At 55.6% G+C, this 16,187-nt stretch carries 13 protein-coding genes and 1 pseudogene; 8 read left to right on the top strand and 6 right to left on the bottom strand.

The annotated features are described in order from the left end of the window. The first annotated feature begins 78 nt into the window (after positions 1-78). From RBB81_RS21445 to RBB81_RS21425, 5 genes are all read left to right on the top strand, one after another. On the top strand, positions 79-1,680 hold the full coding sequence (locus RBB81_RS21445; RefSeq protein WP_353072066.1) for an L-lactate permease: 1,602 nt from the start codon (positions 79-81) through the stop codon (positions 1,678-1,680). Between the two features lie 4 nt (positions 1,681-1,684). Next, positions 1,685-3,187 (top strand): UbiD family decarboxylase, encoded by a 1,503-nt coding sequence (locus RBB81_RS21440; RefSeq protein ID WP_353072065.1) that lies wholly within the window; start codon positions 1,685-1,687, stop codon positions 3,185-3,187. A gap of 108 nt (positions 3,188-3,295) precedes the next feature. Further along, complete coding sequence (locus RBB81_RS21435; RefSeq protein WP_353072064.1) at positions 3,296-4,285, top strand: hypothetical protein; 990 nt, start codon at positions 3,296-3,298, stop codon at positions 4,283-4,285. A 148-nt stretch (positions 4,286-4,433) separates the two neighbouring features. Continuing rightward, entirely contained in the window at positions 4,434-5,882 is a 1,449-nt protein-coding gene (locus tag RBB81_RS21430; protein ID WP_353072063.1) for a UbiD family decarboxylase, read from the top strand. 75 nt (positions 5,883-5,957) lie between these two features. Further along, positions 5,958-7,400 (top strand): SLC13 family permease, encoded by a 1,443-nt coding sequence (locus tag RBB81_RS21425; RefSeq protein WP_353072062.1) that lies wholly within the window; start codon positions 5,958-5,960, stop codon positions 7,398-7,400. 104 nt (positions 7,401-7,504) lie between these two features. On the opposite strand, the gene RBB81_RS21420 is transcribed toward RBB81_RS21425, so the two are convergent. Beyond that, positions 7,505-8,163 (bottom strand): IS6 family transposase gene (locus RBB81_RS21420; RefSeq protein WP_423248034.1). Its coding sequence is split into 2 segments (ribosomal slippage): positions 7,505-7,764 and positions 7,764-8,163, totalling 660 coding nucleotides; the frame shifts between segments, so codons are not numbered across the junction. Positions 8,164-8,408: 245 nt separating this feature from the next. On the opposite strand from RBB81_RS21420, the gene RBB81_RS21415 reads away from it, so the two are divergent. Both RBB81_RS21415 and RBB81_RS21410 read left to right on the top strand, forming a co-directional pair. Next, positions 8,409-9,443, top strand: a complete 1,035-nt coding sequence (locus tag RBB81_RS21415) for an aldolase (protein ID WP_353072061.1) — start codon at positions 8,409-8,411, stop codon at positions 9,441-9,443. Between the two features lie 339 nt (positions 9,444-9,782). Further along, entirely contained in the window at positions 9,783-11,045 is a 1,263-nt protein-coding gene (locus RBB81_RS21410) for a nucleotidyltransferase family protein (protein ID WP_353072060.1), read from the top strand. A 278-nt stretch (positions 11,046-11,323) separates the two neighbouring features. Here the strand turns inward: RBB81_RS21410 and RBB81_RS21405 are convergent. The 4 genes and pseudogenes from RBB81_RS21405 to RBB81_RS21390 form a co-directional block, all read right to left on the bottom strand. After that, positions 11,324-11,642 (bottom strand): annotated as a pseudogene (locus RBB81_RS21405) (transposase); the annotation flags it as partial. Between the two features lie 339 nt (positions 11,643-11,981). Next, positions 11,982-13,154 carry an acyltransferase family protein gene (locus RBB81_RS21400; RefSeq protein ID WP_353072059.1) on the bottom strand — a complete coding sequence of 391 codons (1,173 nt, stop codon included), beginning with the start codon at positions 13,152-13,154 and terminating at the stop codon, positions 11,982-11,984. Further along, positions 13,147-13,623, bottom strand: coding sequence for a metallophosphoesterase family protein (locus tag RBB81_RS21395; protein WP_353072058.1), 477 nt, complete (start codon positions 13,621-13,623; stop codon positions 13,147-13,149). Before RBB81_RS21395 ends, RBB81_RS21400 begins: the two co-directional genes overlap by 8 nt. A gap of 206 nt (positions 13,624-13,829) precedes the next feature. Continuing rightward, a complete protein-coding gene (locus RBB81_RS21390; protein ID WP_353072057.1) occupies positions 13,830-14,144 on the bottom strand; it encodes a hypothetical protein in 315 nt (104 codons plus the stop codon). A gap of 376 nt (positions 14,145-14,520) precedes the next feature. Between RBB81_RS21390 and RBB81_RS21385 the strand changes: the two genes are divergently transcribed. Further along, entirely contained in the window at positions 14,521-15,651 is a 1,131-nt protein-coding gene (locus RBB81_RS21385; RefSeq protein WP_353072056.1) for an acyltransferase family protein, read from the top strand. Between the two features lie 191 nt (positions 15,652-15,842). Here RBB81_RS21385 and RBB81_RS21380 read toward each other — a convergent pair whose 3' ends face one another. Beyond that, positions 15,843-16,166, bottom strand: coding sequence for a hypothetical protein (locus RBB81_RS21380; RefSeq protein ID WP_353072055.1), 324 nt, complete (start codon positions 16,164-16,166; stop codon positions 15,843-15,845). Between the last annotated feature and the right edge of the window lie 21 nt (positions 16,167-16,187).

Below are 16,187 nucleotides of genomic sequence, written 5' to 3'. Positions count from 1 at the left end.
GACATAATAGCGGATCGATTCGGCGAATGGGCGCTCAGGCCGGATGACACGCGGCTTGCAAGCGGCAAAGGATGGGAAATGGGCGGATCGGGCAATTTGGCGGGGAATTCTGCGACCCTGACGGTGATCGAGGTCTTGGTCGCCTTGCTCCCCTTCGCGACTCTGGTTGCGGGCTTTCTCTTGTTCCGGCTCAATGCGCTGATGACTTCCATACTGACCTTTGCGGTCCAGTTTGTGGTTGTTGTCACCTACTACCACCTGCCGGTGATCAAGAGTGTCGAGGCCGGACTCTGGGGCAATCTGACCATGTGGAGTGTCTTCATCCTGCTATGGTCGGGGCAGATCTTCGGACAAACGTTTCGAGCGACCGGACTGACTCCCGCGCTTCTCGACTCCTTCAGCGCTGTCGTTCCGACAAAGGACCGGCAGGTGCGCGCGCTGACGATGATCACGCTGCTCAGCGCCTTCGTGGGCACGTTTAATCTGTACGCCGTTTATCCGGTGGCCATTCCCGCTCTCGCCGACCTTGGTTTCGGTGGCGTCGCGTCGGCGGCCGGCTACCTAATCTATGCGTCCTGGTGCCTTCCCTTCGCCGCTCTGTTCATCGGGGCAGTCATTGCGAGCGCGGCGACAGGCCTCCCTGTCGATCGGATCGCTGGCGCCTCCGGGCTGCTTGCGATTCCTCTTGTCTTCGTCTCAATGATCGGGACATACAGAATCCTGGGCTTTCGCTTCAGGACGCGTCAGAGCCAGACGCTCTTCTGGATGCTGTGTCTCAGCGATGTTGCAGGCCTAATTCTCTTTACCCAGGTCTGGCCTCACTATCACGAACTCACGCTCGTGTCAGGCGGTGTGATCGCACTGCTCTTCCTCTTCCTCTATGGGCGGATGAACCGAACAGACAGCCCTGCAACAGAGACAGTGGAATGGACCCCGGCGGTTGTTGCGGCTCCACTATCCCAGCCAGTGCATTACACGCTCGGCATGAGGATGAAGGCGTATTTTCCTTTGCTGATCGCAATCGCTTACACGATGCTGACGCGAATTCCCGCTGTATCGCATGTGTTCTCGAGATTCGATTTCAATGTGTCGGCGTGGGGGTTCACCCCGGTAAAAATCAATCTGCTGACCACGCCCGCCGTTCCTCTGATCGTTGCCATCCTGAGTTGTTACGCGGTTCGCCTGAAGAAGGCCAGCCTCGTCCAGGATGTCACGCGAGGCACCGCGCACGGAGCTTCCAGCCTCAGCACCCTCTTGTTTGGCAGCGCCACCGTCTATCTCATGGTGGCCACCGGACAGATCGCCTTTCTTGGCCAGGTGCTTGCGCAGGGAGGAAAGACGGTCTATCAGGTGCTCGACTCGGTGCTGATCTTCCTGGGCGGTATGACCTTCGGCCAGGGCGCGCCTGCCATCTTCCTTTTCTCGCGCCTCCAGATGTCCTCCGCGGCAAAGCTGGGCCTGCCTCTGGTCCTGCTGGTGGGCCTGGTGAATCTCGTCGCGATGGGACCTACCAACGCCGTCAAACCCGCGCTCATTCGCTTTGCCGCCTCCCTGGTGAACATCAAGGGAGAGGATCGAACCATCTTCCGCATCGGGCTCTACTGGGGGATCGTGCAGATTGTCGTCACGACGATCGCTCTTCTCGGCTTGATCGGCTTCACCCAAGTTTTCAGGAGATAAATTCATGAACATAGCTGAGCTTGCGCAACCCGCAGAGCAAAAGGCCTTCGGCAACTTCCCTCAACCTCATGCAGATCTGCGCGATTGGCTGGAGCGGGTCGAAGGGATCGGTGAGTTGCTGAGAGTGTCCGGGGTCAACTGGAAGCTCGAAATGGGCGCTGTCGCCGAGATGGTGTACCACGCGCGTCCGGAGAATCCACCCGCCATCCTGTTCGAAAACATTCCGGACTACTCACCCGAGTTCAGGGTTCTGTCCGGCATGACGAACTCGCCGCAACGTCTGGCGCTTACGCTTGGTCTTCCTCTCTCCAAGCGGCCGCTCGATGTGGTTCGCGCGTATCGCGATCGCATGAAGAACTTCGCTCTGATTCCGAATGAATTTGTGGAGTCGGGTCCGCTGCTCGAGAACGTTGATCGCGACGAAGCCGTCGATCTTTTCAAATTTCCCGTTCCATTCCTGCATGAGCTCGACGGCGGACGCTACATCGGCACCGCCGATCTGATCATCATGAAGGATCCGGACACTGGTTGGGTGAACGTCGGAACCTACCGGGCTCAGGTGCACGATAAGAACACGATCGGTATCTGGATGTCGCCGGGCAAGCACGGCAGGTTGATCCGTGAGAAATACTTCAAGATGGGCAAGCCCTGTCCGGTGGTGATCAGCTGCGGTCACGACCCGCTCCTCTTCCTCTCCTCGGGCAATGAGGTCAACTATCAGGTCGCCGAGTTTGCTCATGCCGGCGGACACCGCGGCATTCCCTTCGAGACGCTCAAGAGCGAGCTTCATGGCCTGCCGATGCCGGCGCGCGCTGAGATCGTGCTCGAGGGAGAGATCCTGCTGGACGACCTTCGCCTGGAAGGTCCGTTCGGCGAATGGACCGGCTACTATGCGAGTTCCACCCGGCCTGACAATGTGGTGCGGGTGAAGCGGGTCTATCATCGCAACTCGCCCATCATCACCATGGCTTGCCCCATGCGGCCGCCCTCCGACTACACTCTCAGCAAGTCCGTCATCAAATCCGCGATGATCTGGGATCAGGTGGAAAGGGCAGGCCTCTCCGGCGTCGAGGGGGTGTGGTGTCACGAATCCGGCGGAGGCAGGCTCTTCAACGTCATCTCGATCAAGCAGGCCTATGCCGGTCATGCACGGCAGGCGGCCATGCTGGCAGCGAACGTACACGCGGGAAATTACCTCGGGCGCTTCGTCGTGGTGGTCGATCACGATATCGATCCCAGCAATCCCTTTGACGTCATGTGGGCGATGTCCACCCGTTGCGATCCCAGCGAAGACATCGAGTTCATCCGTCAGGCGTGGAGCGGTCCTCTCGATCCGCGGAAGAGGAAGGGCATCTCTCACAACTCCAGGGCTGTTGTCATCGCGACTCGCCCGTTCGAGTGGATGTCGGAGTTCCCGCCGGTCGCCGAGTCGAGCCCTGAACTCCGGGCTCAGACGTTGGAAAGATGGGGTCACATTCTGGAGCAGCCAGCAACCGTTCGCAGCTAGGGTCTTGCGGGCGCGGCATTCCGCAAACCGCGCCGCTCTTCGCTTCGGGCCAAACGGCGGAGAGCGGTCGTCGTTTCATGTTTCAATCAGTCCTTTCAGGAGCCTCCGATGTCCAAGCTTCCCCTCTCCATCGCAATGAGCAACTACGAGCACGTCTCGGATGTAATGAATGGAAGAATTCATCCCGAGGGGATCGACCTCAGGGCCATGGAGCTGCCCGTCGAAGAGATCTTCTTCCGCATGCTCAACTTCCTCGAGTGGGACGTCTCGGAGTTTTCCATGGCGAAGTATGTCTCGCTCACGGCCTCGAACAAGGCTCCCTTCTGGGCGATTCCCGTCTTCCCGTCGCGCGTTTTCCGGCAGTCGGCGTTTTACATCGCTACCAAGTCAGGCATTAAAGAACCCGCGGATCTGGCAGGACGGAGGATCGGCATTCCAGAGTGGGCGCAGACAGCTGGCGTTTATGCGCGCTCGTATCTCCAGCATCAGTGCGGGATGCAGTTGAAGGATATCCATTGGGTCCAGGCAGGAGTTAACGATGCCGGACGCACCGAGAAGGTCACACTGTTCCTGCCCAGCGGCGTCTCAATTGAAACCGTCCCCGACCGCTCTCTCAACGATCTGCTGCTGGCTGGTGAGATCGACGGGATGATCTCCGCCCGCGAACCGGCAAGCATGATCAAGCGCGATCCGCGAATCGCACGTCTTTGGCCTGACTATCGCACGATCGAGGAGAGTTACTACAAAGACACAGGAATCTTCCCGATCATGCACGCCGTCGTTATCAAGAAGGAGACGCTCGAGCAGCATCCCTGGATCGCGATGAATCTCCTCAAGGCCTTCGAAGAGGCGAAGAACAGAAGCCTGCAGCGTCTCTCCAGCCTGGTGAACTCGCGGGTCGCAATCCCCTGGTCGCACATCGCTCTGGAGCGGACAAGAACGCTGTTCGGGGAGGATGTCTGGCCCTACGGCATCGAGGCGAACCGGCGCACGTTGGAGGCCTTTACACAGTTCTGCTTCGAACAGGGAGTAACGGACCGGCAGATTCCGCTCTCGGACCTGTTCCCGCCCCAGTTGACTAAGACCTATAAAGCCTAGTCATACCACTGCCGAAAGGCACTCACTTGACATATTTTGTGTAATGGTATGAGATTGGTCCAATCATTTTTCGTTGCTTTTCGGTGATTTCAATCGAAGGGGTCGACGCAAAGGATCACACTTAGAAATCGGATGCAAGGGGTGAAAGATGCAAAGTAGAGACTTGCGCGACTGGATTCGCGCAGCCGAGGTGCTGGGCGAGTTGAAGCATATCGACGGTGCCGACTGGGATGTTGAGATCGGAGCAATTACGGAACTTGGCCATCATCGTGGCGAGCAGAGCCACGCGCTTCTCTTCGATCGGATCAAGGGTTATCCCGAGGGATATCGTGTCCTATCGAACACCCTGAACACCACCAAGCGCCTGGCCATGACCCTTCACATGGACACAAACTACACACGGCTGCAGTTTGTGAAGGACATCAAGAAGCACATCACCGAGCTTACCTACATCAAACCCGAGGTAGTCACCGATGGTCCGATCATGGAAAACGTCTTTGAAGGCGAAGACATCGACATGTTCAAGTTCCCCACGCCCAAGTGGCACGAGCTCGACGGCGGTCGCTATCTTGGCACCGGCTCGGTGGACATCACACGCGATCCCGACGAAGGCTGGGTGAACCTCGGGACGTATCGGGTGATGATCCACGATCGCAATACCCTCGGGTTCTTTATCTCGCCGGGCAAACAAGGTCGCATCATGCGTGAGAAGTACTTCGCCAAGGGGCAGTCCTGCAAACTCGCCGTCTCCTTTGGCCATGATCCTCTACTCTACCTGGCCGGTGGAATGGAAATACCGTACGGCGTCTCCGAGTACGAGTGGGTGGGTGGCCTTCAAGGCGCGCCCGTGCCGGTCATCCACGGCGCATACACAAGCCTGCCCTTCCCGGCCTCCTCCGAGATCGTCGTCGAGTGCGAAGCCATTCCCGGCGAAAACATGAACGAAGGTCCCTTCGGCGAATGGACCGGATACTACGCCAGCAACATGCGCCCCGAGCCGACAATGAAGGTGAAGCGGCTCTACCATCGCAACAATCCGATCATTCTTGGAGCACCGCCCACCCGCCCGCCCTGCGAGTTCAATTACATGCGCTGCTTCATGAGGTCCGCGCTGATCTGGCAGGAGCTCGAGAAGGCCGGCGTCCCGGACGTGACCGGCGTCTGGTGTCACGAGTCGGGCGGAAGCCGTCTGCTGACCTTCGTCTCCATCAAACAGCGGTACCCCGGCCACGCCCGCCAGGCGGGAATGATCGCCGCCTACTGCCACGCCGGCGCCTATCTTGGTCGCTACACCGTCGTCGTGGACGATGACATCGATGTCACCAATACCGACGACGTTCTCTGGGCCATCGCCACCCGGTCTAACCCCGAAGCGGATATCGAGATCATCCGTCGCAGTTGGAGCGGCTCGCTCGATCCGATCATCCCCATTGCAGACCGCGGACACAGTTCGCGTGCGGTCATCGACGCCTGCAGGCCGTACGAGTGGCTGAAGGACTTTCCTCCGGTCGCCGAATCGAGTCCGGAGGTCCGGCGCGCTGCACAGGAAAAGTGGGGCAAGATCCTCGCCGAACCTGGCTCCAGCAAACGGACCTAGATTCGAGCGGAGGCTGACGGCATAGCGGCCACGACCAACGCGCGGCGTCACAAATGAGCAGCTAAGGCAAGCCTGATGGTACAAGCGATGCAAGCCGCCGCCGAAGTTGGCGGAGCGGAGAAGACCGAAACCTCCACGCGAAAGATCGTCGGCTTCATCACAGCCGTCGCTGCGCCGGTTTTGATCTGGTTCGCTCCGCTCCACTTCGCCGCCAACTCCAAACACGCCCTCGCCGTAGCGGCTTTCATGATCGTCGCCTGGATCGCCGAGCCGATCCCTCATGCGCTCACCGGCCTGATCGGGTGCTATCTCTTCTGGGTGCTCAAGGTCGTCAAGTTCGACGTAGCGTTCAGCGGATTTGCGGATCAAACTCCCTGGTTTCTCTTTGGCGCCGGGCTTTTCGGCATGATGGCGACCAAGACCGGCCTGGGCCGCCGCCTTGCCTACCTCATCATCCGGCGAGTCGGAACCAGTTATTCGCGTCTCCTTCTTGGCATCATCCTTACGTCGTTTCTGCTTACCTTCCTGGTCCCTTCGGGAATCGCCTGCGTCGTCATCATGGCCTCGGTCGCTCTGGGCCTGATGCAGGTCTTCGGACTTGGCCCCGGCAGCAACGTCGGCAAGGGAATCTTCATCACTCTCACGTATACCGCCGGCTGTTTTGACAAGATGGTCATCGCCGGTCCCTCTACTATTCTGGGGCGCGGCCTGATCGAAAAGGGAGCCAACGTCCATATCTACTACGGCCTGTGGCTCCTGGCTTTCTTTCCCTGCGCGGTGGTGACGATCTTCGGCATCTGGCGGCTCGTCCTGTGGCTCTACCCTCCGGAGGATGCGGCGTTGACGCGCGGAGCTGCATTTCTTCGCGAGGAAGTCGACAGGATGGGACCCTGGACGCGGATGGAAAAGAGAGCCCTGTTCCTGATGCTGCTCGCCATCGCACTCTGGATGACGGACCTGCTTCACCACATCTCACCGGCCGTTATCGGTCTAGGCGTTGGCCTCTTTGCCTGCCTGCCTCGCGTCGGTGTGCTCGACGAGAAGGACATGAAGAAGGTCAACTATCTGCTTGTCTTCTTTGTGGCTGCAGCCGTTAGCATGGGGACGGTGCTCGTCCAGACAGGAGCCCTGCGCACCATGACGGCCATCATGTTCGACTGGATGAGGCCGCTGATCGTCTCTAGCAGTTTCGCCCTGGCTCTGGTGCCATACTGGACGGCCTTCGTCTACCACATCTTTCTTGGCAATGAGATTGGCATGCTCGCCACCTCCATGCCGGGCCTGATGAGCTTCGCACAAGCCAGCGGCATTCACCCGCTTCCTCTGGGGTTAATCTGGGCTTTCGCCGCCGGCGGCAAGATCTTCGTGTACCAGTCCGGTGTCCTGGTCGTCGGCTATTCCTATGGCTACTTCACCGCGAAAGATGTCTTTCGCGTTGGCCTGTGCGTAACTGTGATCGAGTCGCTTGTGCTCCTCCTGCTTGTCCCTTTTTATTGGCCGCTGATAGGAATCAGCTGACCCTAGAGGCACGGTTCTGGTGCAAACTTTTCCAGAGCAGGCGATTGGAAAGAATTCTTGATGAGTTTAGGCAGCGAGAATAGCTACCCAAACGTCAGGAGCAGTTACAGTTCTGCCCGGCAAGCTTCCAGTCTTGAACTGCGTTTCCGAATCTTTTCTGTAAGCTCGATGCCGCTTATCGTTATTGCCGCCGTTTCAAATCGCTTGAACCCGAGCATCGGCCGAATCCGCTTGATGCGGCGATGATCCTGCTCCACAATATTGTTCAAATACTTGCTGGACCTTATCCCTACACGGCGCGCTATCGTTCCCATTGATTTCAACTCTGTGACGGCTCGATGCGAAGCCGCGTAAGCATCGAGTGAATGACCCGCGGTGTCCCATGCTTCTCTATCGCTTTACTGAAGAAGCGTTTCGCTGCCGTAACATCGCGCGGTTCACTCAACAGAAAGTCTTCCGTTCGACCCAGCTTATCCACTGCTCGATACAAGTAGGTCCAACGCCCCTTCACCTTTATATAGGTCTCATCACAACGCCATGATCCACCTACTGGCCGAGAGTACTTGTTCCAGCGCTTCTCGAACTCCGGTACATAGCGCTGCACCCAGCGCAGAATTGTCATGTGCGTCAACGCAATTCCACGCTCCACCATCCTTTGGACTAAGTCCCGCGAACTCAGTTTGAATCTGAGATACCATCGCACACAAGGCACGATGATTTCCTGATCGAAATGCCGTCCCTTAAACAGATCCAGTGCTCTCATCCTGTTCCATTATCGCCTCGACTCCAACCGCTTTCAGAATTTGCACCAGAGCCTACTGCCGGCTGCGCAAGCCGGTTCGTGAGCTAACGCTCATTTGGGACAATGAAGTGACAAATCGGTGACAACCCACAACAAGACTCCGTCCATAATGACTCTTTAGTGCAGCACGAGCATATGACAAAGCAACCTCATAGATCCGACATAAGCATCTCGTGTGCGCAACCCGTAGAAGAGTTAGATACTTCTTGGTCTCTAAAAGACAAGGTACTCAAATAGTGACAATCCAGGAGATCGAACGCGCGTGTGATAACTCACAACCACTGGACTATTCCAGGCCCGAGCTGCCGAAATCCGAGCTCTCGCTGGCCAGGACTTTCTATCCATATGGATTTCCAGTCGAAGTCAAGACAAACTCAGTCGATGTACTTAACGTGCTCGAGGGCATCTGGGGAGAATTCGAGCAACGATACAACACGGTTCCCATCAATTCAGAAGTGCATGCGGTGATGAGTGACTCTCTCGACTGTCCGCCCTTGCCCGTGTACCGCCTTATGTCATCGTCGTTTATAACTATCGCGGACAAAAACAACTACGGCATCGTTGATATGGAGCGGAATATTGCGCAGATATGCTTATCGGATGCAGCTCTTCGTCACAAGCTATACGCGGGATATTACTTCCTCGGAACCCCGATCGCCTGCATCGCTTCCTCTCACACAACGCCGCTTCATGCAGGATGCGTGGCTCTGGACGGGCGTGGTGTGCTGCTCTGCGGAGACTCAGGTGCGGGAAAGTCTACATTATCTTACGCATGTGCACGAAAGGGGTGGACGTACATCTCCGACGATAAAAGTTATCTCTTGAGCTGCGGCGAAGATCGGGTGGTCGCAGGCAACTGCCATCGGGTACGGTTTCGGCCCACTGCGGCTGAACTGTTCCCGGAGATCGGTGAGCTAAAGATGATGCCACCAGCGGCTGGTAAACCATCCGTTGAAATGCAGACATCAATGATCCCTGGCTTGACCTGCTCCCAGGCAACGAAGGTGGATTTCATCGTGTTCTTGAATCGGCTTTCGGAAGGCGGGCAGGGCGTTACACCTTATCGCAAGGACGTAACGCGCCACTTTGTCCGCCAAATGCTCTTTGGACCACCAAATACACTTGATCGTCAGTATGAGGCTATTGAACGATTGTTGACTGCCGACGTCTTCGAGTTGCGTTACAAAGATCTAAACTGGGCAGTTCATCGGCTGGAGAAGCTGGTGCACGACGGGCAATAGTGACTTGCGAAAATACCCTGACATACTCCGAGGTTCAAGATCGATCCAAGCGCCATTGAAGCTGTCAGCTTATTAGGGATTCAGAAAACGTGGTAGCTCTTGTTCGTCATGCTGACTGAGCGATGTTCGTACACGCATGTGATGCACCACGGTAGCTTGTCATGCAATATCTCGCGCGAAAATTTGACTCCGCTACCTCTCAGGTTCGTAGAAATGACAATCCGCTTACAGCTCTGTGAAAAAGTTTTCAAAAGCTTTACTATGCTTCGAATCACCAATGCTAGTGGGTAGCTCAGAGCATCGCAGAACAGTTTGATGTTACCTTGGTTCCGAGTCCGCATGAAATTCGAGACGATGCAAAAGCCACTGAGCACCGAGCAACAGATGCGGCACGCTGTGCTGCTGACCTTCTGCGACCCGCTTCCGGATCAATGTTCGCTACTGCAACATATCTCCCATGAGGATTGGAAGAAGCTATTACATTGGCTGGACACCAGCGGTCTTGCGTTGTACTTTTTGGATCGGATGCTGGAAGTACAACGATCCGACCTCCTACCGCCAGTAGTACTAGCGCGTCTGCAGCAGAATTACAACGACAACATCGCCCGCACTCAGCGCTTGATGACCGAATCGAATGCGATTCACCGTGAGTTTCAAAACTCACAGCTCTCTTATGCAACCCTGAAAGGGTTCTCGCTCTGGCCCCTCTCAGTGTCCAAGCCGTGGCTGCGATCGCAATTAGACTTGGATTTCTTGATAGAAGAGGATCATTTAGTCGAAGCGCGTCAGATTTTGGAACAGCGAGGTTATTACCTCCATGCGGTGAGCGGCAAGAGCTGGGAATTCAAGAGAGTCCATACTCCAGGCAGATCTGTGAAAGATTTATACAAACCTCTTCCCTTGCGTTGCGTAGAGCTCCACGCTGAAAGCAACGATCAAAGCCTTCCTTCAGTGCTCGCACGAAAAGATGTACTCGACTTCAATGGTGTCTCCATCCCAGTTCTTTCTCGAAGTGATCTATTCCTTGCGCAGGGGTTGCACCTGTTCAAACATTTACTCAGCGAGTTCTCAAGGACTGCACACTTCATCGAATTCTACCGGCATGTGCTCGCTCGCCATCAAGATGATCTCTTTTGGAAAGAAGTCCGAGCAGCGGCTGAGGAGAGTCCAGGGGCAGCTTTGGCACTTGGAGTCATTATTATCTTGACTACTCAGGTTATGGATGATTTCGCTCCTGAAGCCCTTGCAAACTGGACGGTTCATCTCGTCCGCCCCCGCGTGCGTTTCTGGTTGAGTCTGTACGGAAGCAAGTCTGTCCTTACCAGCTTTCCCGGCTGCAAGCTTTACCTACTGCTCCAGAGAGAGCTCGAACGAGAAGGCATATCCTCGAAGCGGCCGCTCCGGCGGTCACTGATGCCGCTAAGCTTGCCGCCGGCAATTGCCCATGCGCCTCCGCACGAGACAGTCCCTGATCAAGTCCGACGACACTTCACGCAGATTAGCTTTATATGGTTCCGTCTCAGGTTTCACCTGTTCGAAGGTGTCCGCTACTTCTGCGAGTCGATCAAGTGGCGTCAGCGGATACGTAAGCTTGCGCTTTGAACGGTGGTCCAGCCCACTTCCGATTAGTAGCTGCTTCATTTGCATCAGTACTGGTACGAGAATCGGGGCTTGAGCCCGCCTCTCTCGCAGGCAAGAGATTGACATTTGCCTTACGAACGCATGACGTCGCAGCGGTTCGAGTTCTTTACGTTGAAAAACGAAAAGAAAACTTGTGCTGAGAGCTGATTCGAATCGTACCCCAGCTTGAGACTGTCTTGGATTGCCCGATCTTTTGTACCGGTTGGATTGTTGGTTTAGCGCATTGATTTTTGTAAGTATCTGATCGCCCGTTCCTTGCCAACATGCCAGCCTGCCCGTTGGAGTAGCGCCGTAATCCGGCGATAGCCATAGCGGCCATACTGACTGGCCAGCGTTACGATGGCCAGGGTGAGCGTCGCTCAGGGCTTAGAAGTTTCTCGAGCCGATTTTCCTTCAACACTAGCTTCTCCAGGCTCAACTCCGAAACCAGACGCTTCAGCTTCGCGTTCTCCTGCTCCAGTTCCTTTAGCCGTCGAGCCTGGCCTCCAACCCGCCAAACTCCTTGCGCCAACGGTAGTACGTCTGCTCCACGATCTCGGCTCCCTTGAGCGCGCGAGCTGTTCGAAACTGGTTGATCCTTCAATTTGAACCGGAAAGCCGCGTCGGCGCGATCAAGTTGAACGGCCTGAGGTTCGAAGTTCTGTACATATTTAGAAATTTAGTTGCGCGACGATTATTCTCAGCAACCCAATTTTTTTCGAGGCAGGCAAATGAAGCATCCGCTCGCTGGACTGCCAGAGGTAGTGTCCACCTAAGAACGGAAATATGAGGAAGGCCGAATTAGAGTCGGTCACTCCTCCAATCATTACAGCAGCACCTTGCATTAAGACTTTGTGAATTCCCGTCAGACGGTGCAGTAAAGCCCTTCCCTCTCAGTTCCTCCTCGCTGCTATCCAGCTAAAAGTCCTTCGAAGAACAAATGCTGGATGAGACTCCAGTTGCCTTCTTGAGATCGCTGCGGCCGGATCGCGATTTGTCGGCGAACCTTTCCAGTAACCAGAGCCTTACAGGCGTCTCAAAGTAGCGGTAACTCAACAAACTTATTGCCAAACAGAGTCCCAGGTACACCAGATAGCACACAGGAGTTACCCATCGAAAGTGCATAAACAAGTTGAGAATAGGGAAGTGGATGAGGTATAGCGCGTAGCTAGCATTTCCGAGGGCCACCATCCATTTCCTACACAACCATCGCGACCATAGTGTTGGCATCACCGACAACGCCCAAATAAAGGCCGCATAGATGGGCGCCAGGAGCCCGTTGAAATAAGGATTCGGCATCTGCCAGAAGGGAACCAGCCAGACACTTAGTAGAATTCCGCCGACAGCCAGCCACAACACCGTGTTCACATGCCATGCTTGGACCTGCGGTCTGCCCGTTTGCATCCGTCGCAGCGTCTGCCACCGCGCCAGAAGAATCCCGAGTGCAAAAGTTGATAGGTGTGTCGGTGGCAAGGTCACCGTCATGCCAATGCCCAAACGCACTCTCATCCACCAAACCAGTGCTTGCCCTCCGACGTACAAGAGCAATGCGGTCATCCAAAGCTGCACCCCACGCAATTTCCAAAGTAAAACGCCTAGAACGGGAAAGCACAAGCAGAAGAAGGCCTCGACACAAAGAGACCAACTGGGAGGGTTAATCTTACCTAATTCAATCGGGTACCAGACCTGCAGCAACACCATGCTTGCTGCGAATATCTCCCCTGTCATAGCTAGCCCAAGCTTCACGCCGTGCCGCTCTACTTCTCCCGCTAGAAGTTTCGGCGTATCGAGTATTAGCATAACGAAGTACAGAGGATAAAGGCGCGCTAAGCGCGCTGCGAAGAACTTACTCTTATCGACCGTTTGTCCGTCATGCAAGTACACATAGCTCAATACATAGCCTGAAAGAAGAAAGAAGAAACTCACCGAAACCGGGAATGCAAGCGAAAGTATACCGGCGATATCGCCCCGAGCCAGATGGGCCTCCTTAGCAGAGAAGGCAGGCAAAAAGACTCGGACTGAATGATGAATCAGAACTAGAGAGGCCGCAAAGAATCGGACCGAGGTTAGAGGGTAAATCGTTTTATTCATTGCGATCTCCCGGCTGCCCGTTGCGATATTTTCGTGAGCGTGAGGGATATACCAGCCATTGGCTTGGGTACCTTGCCGAAACGCTGCTTGTACTGTTCGCCATCGTTGATGAAGTCATGCTCGCCGGGACATAAAAGACCTCGTCCGCCTGCGCGCTCTTAATCACCTGGGCCGCAGTATCAAACTCGGCTGCCTTCGAGTTCTGGGTAATATCGCCGGTATGGATCATGAAGTCCGGCGCTTTCATCCAGGCCGGAACCACGTTAACCCTGTCGATCGCTTTGGTGAGCGTCCCCGTGACATTCGGGTTTGCTCCCTTGTTGAAGCCGATGTGACTGTCGCTAATCTGGACGAAGGGAAATCTTCCGACTTGGGGGCTTTTGGGGCGCCGCCCTTCATCGCCTGCGCCAATAACTTCGAGGTGGGCACACCACCAGCCATCGTCCAGAGTAGGTCGGTGCCTGCCCACGCCATGCAACCAAGGAAGTTGCGTCTGTCGATGCCATCGCCGGGTTGTGCGGCGGCCTCATTTTCGTTCATTGCCTTATCTTCAAAGCGATTCATATCAAGCTCCAGCTGGTTTTAATTGCCTACACTGCCCAAAACTGGAGTTCCCGGCTTTTATTCCGAGCGCCTGGAATAATTTCACTGCGATTCGGTCTACGGTAGTGATGCTCAACAGCAACACATACCGGTCTTCTTTTCCGTGCCGCTCAAGCTGGGTATATCCTGATGGACCGAGGCCCTAAGCATCATGCCGTTTCCCGTCAGGTCACGCCGCGACGGATAAATCTCCTTAAGGACTCGCGGCAGCTCGTCGTTCAAGAACCCTTCCGCCCTCGCTCCCTTGAAAAACCGCAAGGCCTTGCCTTCCAACACGAGGTGGGCGAGTCCGTGCATCGCTGCCAGGCCTCTAAAGATCTCCGCCGCATCTTCGAACCGATTCATATCGAGCTGAGACTGTCCGTGATACGCGGCGAATTCGGTCACTTGCTGCAGAATCCATCCAAAACGGTTCTTCTTAAGGTCCGTGGCGAGTCTATGCAGGACGCCGGCCTGCTACCGAACGATTGCGTTGTGGTTTTATCGCCAAGGCGTCCATTCACGACATGCGCAATCTCTCCGAATCGCCGACCCGGGTACACTTCTTCCCGCTCGTGTCAAGGAAGCTTCCGACATGCGCGTACATGTGATTGTCATTCAAACAAAGGAATAAATCCGGCTCGGTCTAGTTCTCCTTGCTAGAAGTTTGCGTTGGGTTGCCAGAAGCGTGGCGACAAACGGACAGCAGCTTGGAAAGTGTCTGACATGACGAAGTAATGAACTCGTGCGTCGCACGTTTTTCAGGGCTCACCAAAAGGGGAAGATGACATACGCGCACAGCACACGCTTCACCAATCATGATTCATCTGGAAAGCGCATCCACCAGTTGGATGGACTCAGAGCCATCGCCGTCCTGATGGTTTTTACGAGTCACGCATTTCGCTCGGAGTTACTTTGGAGCGGTGTGGACCTTTTTTTCATGCTTTCCGGCTTCCTCATCACCGGAGTTCTACTGGAGCTCCGGCGACAGACCACTTGCGGCAGATACATTGCCACCTTCTATGCTCGAAGATGCCAAAGGATTCTTCCGCCGTACATCCTGGCGTTGGCGGTTACCTCCGTATTGTTCGGCGCAGCTTGGATCCATCACTGGTATCTCTATCTTTTCCTGATGAACACGGCTGCCTTTCGCGCTTACGCCCCATCTTTCCATGGGATTCTTTGGTCGCTCGCGGTGGAGGAGCAGTTCTACATAATCTGGCCGATTTTGGTCTACGGACTGAGTGAGAGGGCGCTTGCATGGCTGTCTGCGGCTATGATCGTCGCTGCCCCTGTGTTTCGTTGCATAGCCACAGTCTGCTTCCCACACCGATGGTCTATTCACACCGGCTTACCATTTCGAATCGATCTCTTGGCGGCCGGCGCATTGATCCAGTTGGTCTGGCGCCACCGCCGGTGGCTGATACATCGCTTCGGCTCTAACGGACAGTGGGTCTGCGCGATCACAGCAACTGCTCTGTGTGTTCTCTCGTCCCATCCATGGTTTCAGCCTGGCGCTGATACTGTTTTGGCGAACGTCTGGTTGTACGAGTTTATTCTCTTGACCTACGCGGGAGCACTCGTATGGACACTAAGCGGTCACCGCGTCGGGCTCCTGCAGGCCAGGCCAATGGTGTTTCTCGGACGTATAAGCTATTCGGTTTATCTCATCCATGTCGCCGCACTCGGATTCACGCGAAGATTCACGACTCACTATGTGGTTTCGGCCATCGTGGCCTTCGGAATAACGGTCTGCTATGCCGCCGCGTCCTGGAAGTGGCTGGAACAGCCGGCACTGAGATGGAATTTCGTCCAACGAAACACCGCTGGTCATCATTTCGGTTCGGCAGTGGGCAAAGAGAAGCCCGTGAATGACCAAGAGAAGGGCGGTGCCCGAAGGAGTGCCTCGCTATGAGCGATGATAAGCTTGGTCCCTCGAATCGCCACCGGCGCAGTTCCGATTTGCGTTTCAAGAAAGCTCACATCGACGGGCCTTCGCTCGCGCCGCATCACGACTATTGTGATGCGTTCAATCTTGAATGAGCCAAAGCAGACGTTTGCGTTATGGGACGCCACAACCGAGAATATCTGCGATCTCCCCTGTACTTAAAGACAGAGAGACTTGGCAAGAACCAACGCTATCGAAAAGGGAACCCGGAACTCCTCAACACTTCGTCGCAGAATCCGCTTCTTGAGGTCTCCTACGGCCATGCCGAAGCTATTGGCGAGTCCGGTGATGATCCGTGAGGCGGGGGCGAAGGATCCATCTCCATCGCCGAGGAAGACGTCGACGATGTAGTTGTCACCGTTGGTCAGGGCGCTGAGAAGGGTCCCAACCGTCCCCGATTGAATCGTAGCCACAACGCTCGGGAGCAGCGTCGCAGCGAGAACTGCCCCAAGATTAGTCCCTAACTCGAGATGCCGAAGCATATCTCTGAGTTATGGAAACGC

Origin of the sequence: Tunturibacter gelidoferens, assembly GCF_040358255.1 — a bacterium.
Taxonomy (GTDB): domain Bacteria; phylum Acidobacteriota; class Terriglobia; order Terriglobales; family Acidobacteriaceae; genus Edaphobacter; species Edaphobacter gelidiferens.
This window is presented reverse-complemented; position numbering and strand designations above follow the sequence as displayed.

Excerpts from the sequence above, each read along its gene's own strand:
- RBB81_RS21445 (WP_353072066.1), top strand. The coding sequence starts at position 79 with ATGGGCGGATCGGGCAATTTGGCGGGGAATTCTGCGACCCTGACGGTG.
- RBB81_RS21440 (WP_353072065.1), top strand. The coding sequence starts at position 1,685 with ATGAACATAGCTGAGCTTGCGCAACCCGCAGAGCAAAAGGCCTTCGGC.
- RBB81_RS21435 (WP_353072064.1), top strand. The coding sequence starts at position 3,296 with ATGTCCAAGCTTCCCCTCTCCATCGCAATGAGCAACTACGAGCACGTC.
- RBB81_RS21430 (WP_353072063.1), top strand. The coding sequence starts at position 4,434 with ATGCAAAGTAGAGACTTGCGCGACTGGATTCGCGCAGCCGAGGTGCTG.
- RBB81_RS21425 (WP_353072062.1), top strand. The coding sequence starts at position 5,958 with ATGGTACAAGCGATGCAAGCCGCCGCCGAAGTTGGCGGAGCGGAGAAG.
- RBB81_RS21410 (WP_353072060.1), top strand. The coding sequence starts at position 9,783 with ATGAAATTCGAGACGATGCAAAAGCCACTGAGCACCGAGCAACAGATG.
- RBB81_RS21400 (WP_353072059.1), bottom strand. The coding sequence starts at position 13,154 with ATGAATAAAACGATTTACCCTCTAACCTCGGTCCGATTCTTTGCGGCC.
- RBB81_RS21385 (WP_353072056.1), top strand. The coding sequence starts at position 14,521 with ATGACATACGCGCACAGCACACGCTTCACCAATCATGATTCATCTGGA.
- RBB81_RS21380 (WP_353072055.1), bottom strand. The coding sequence starts at position 16,166 with ATGCTTCGGCATCTCGAGTTAGGGACTAATCTTGGGGCAGTTCTCGCT.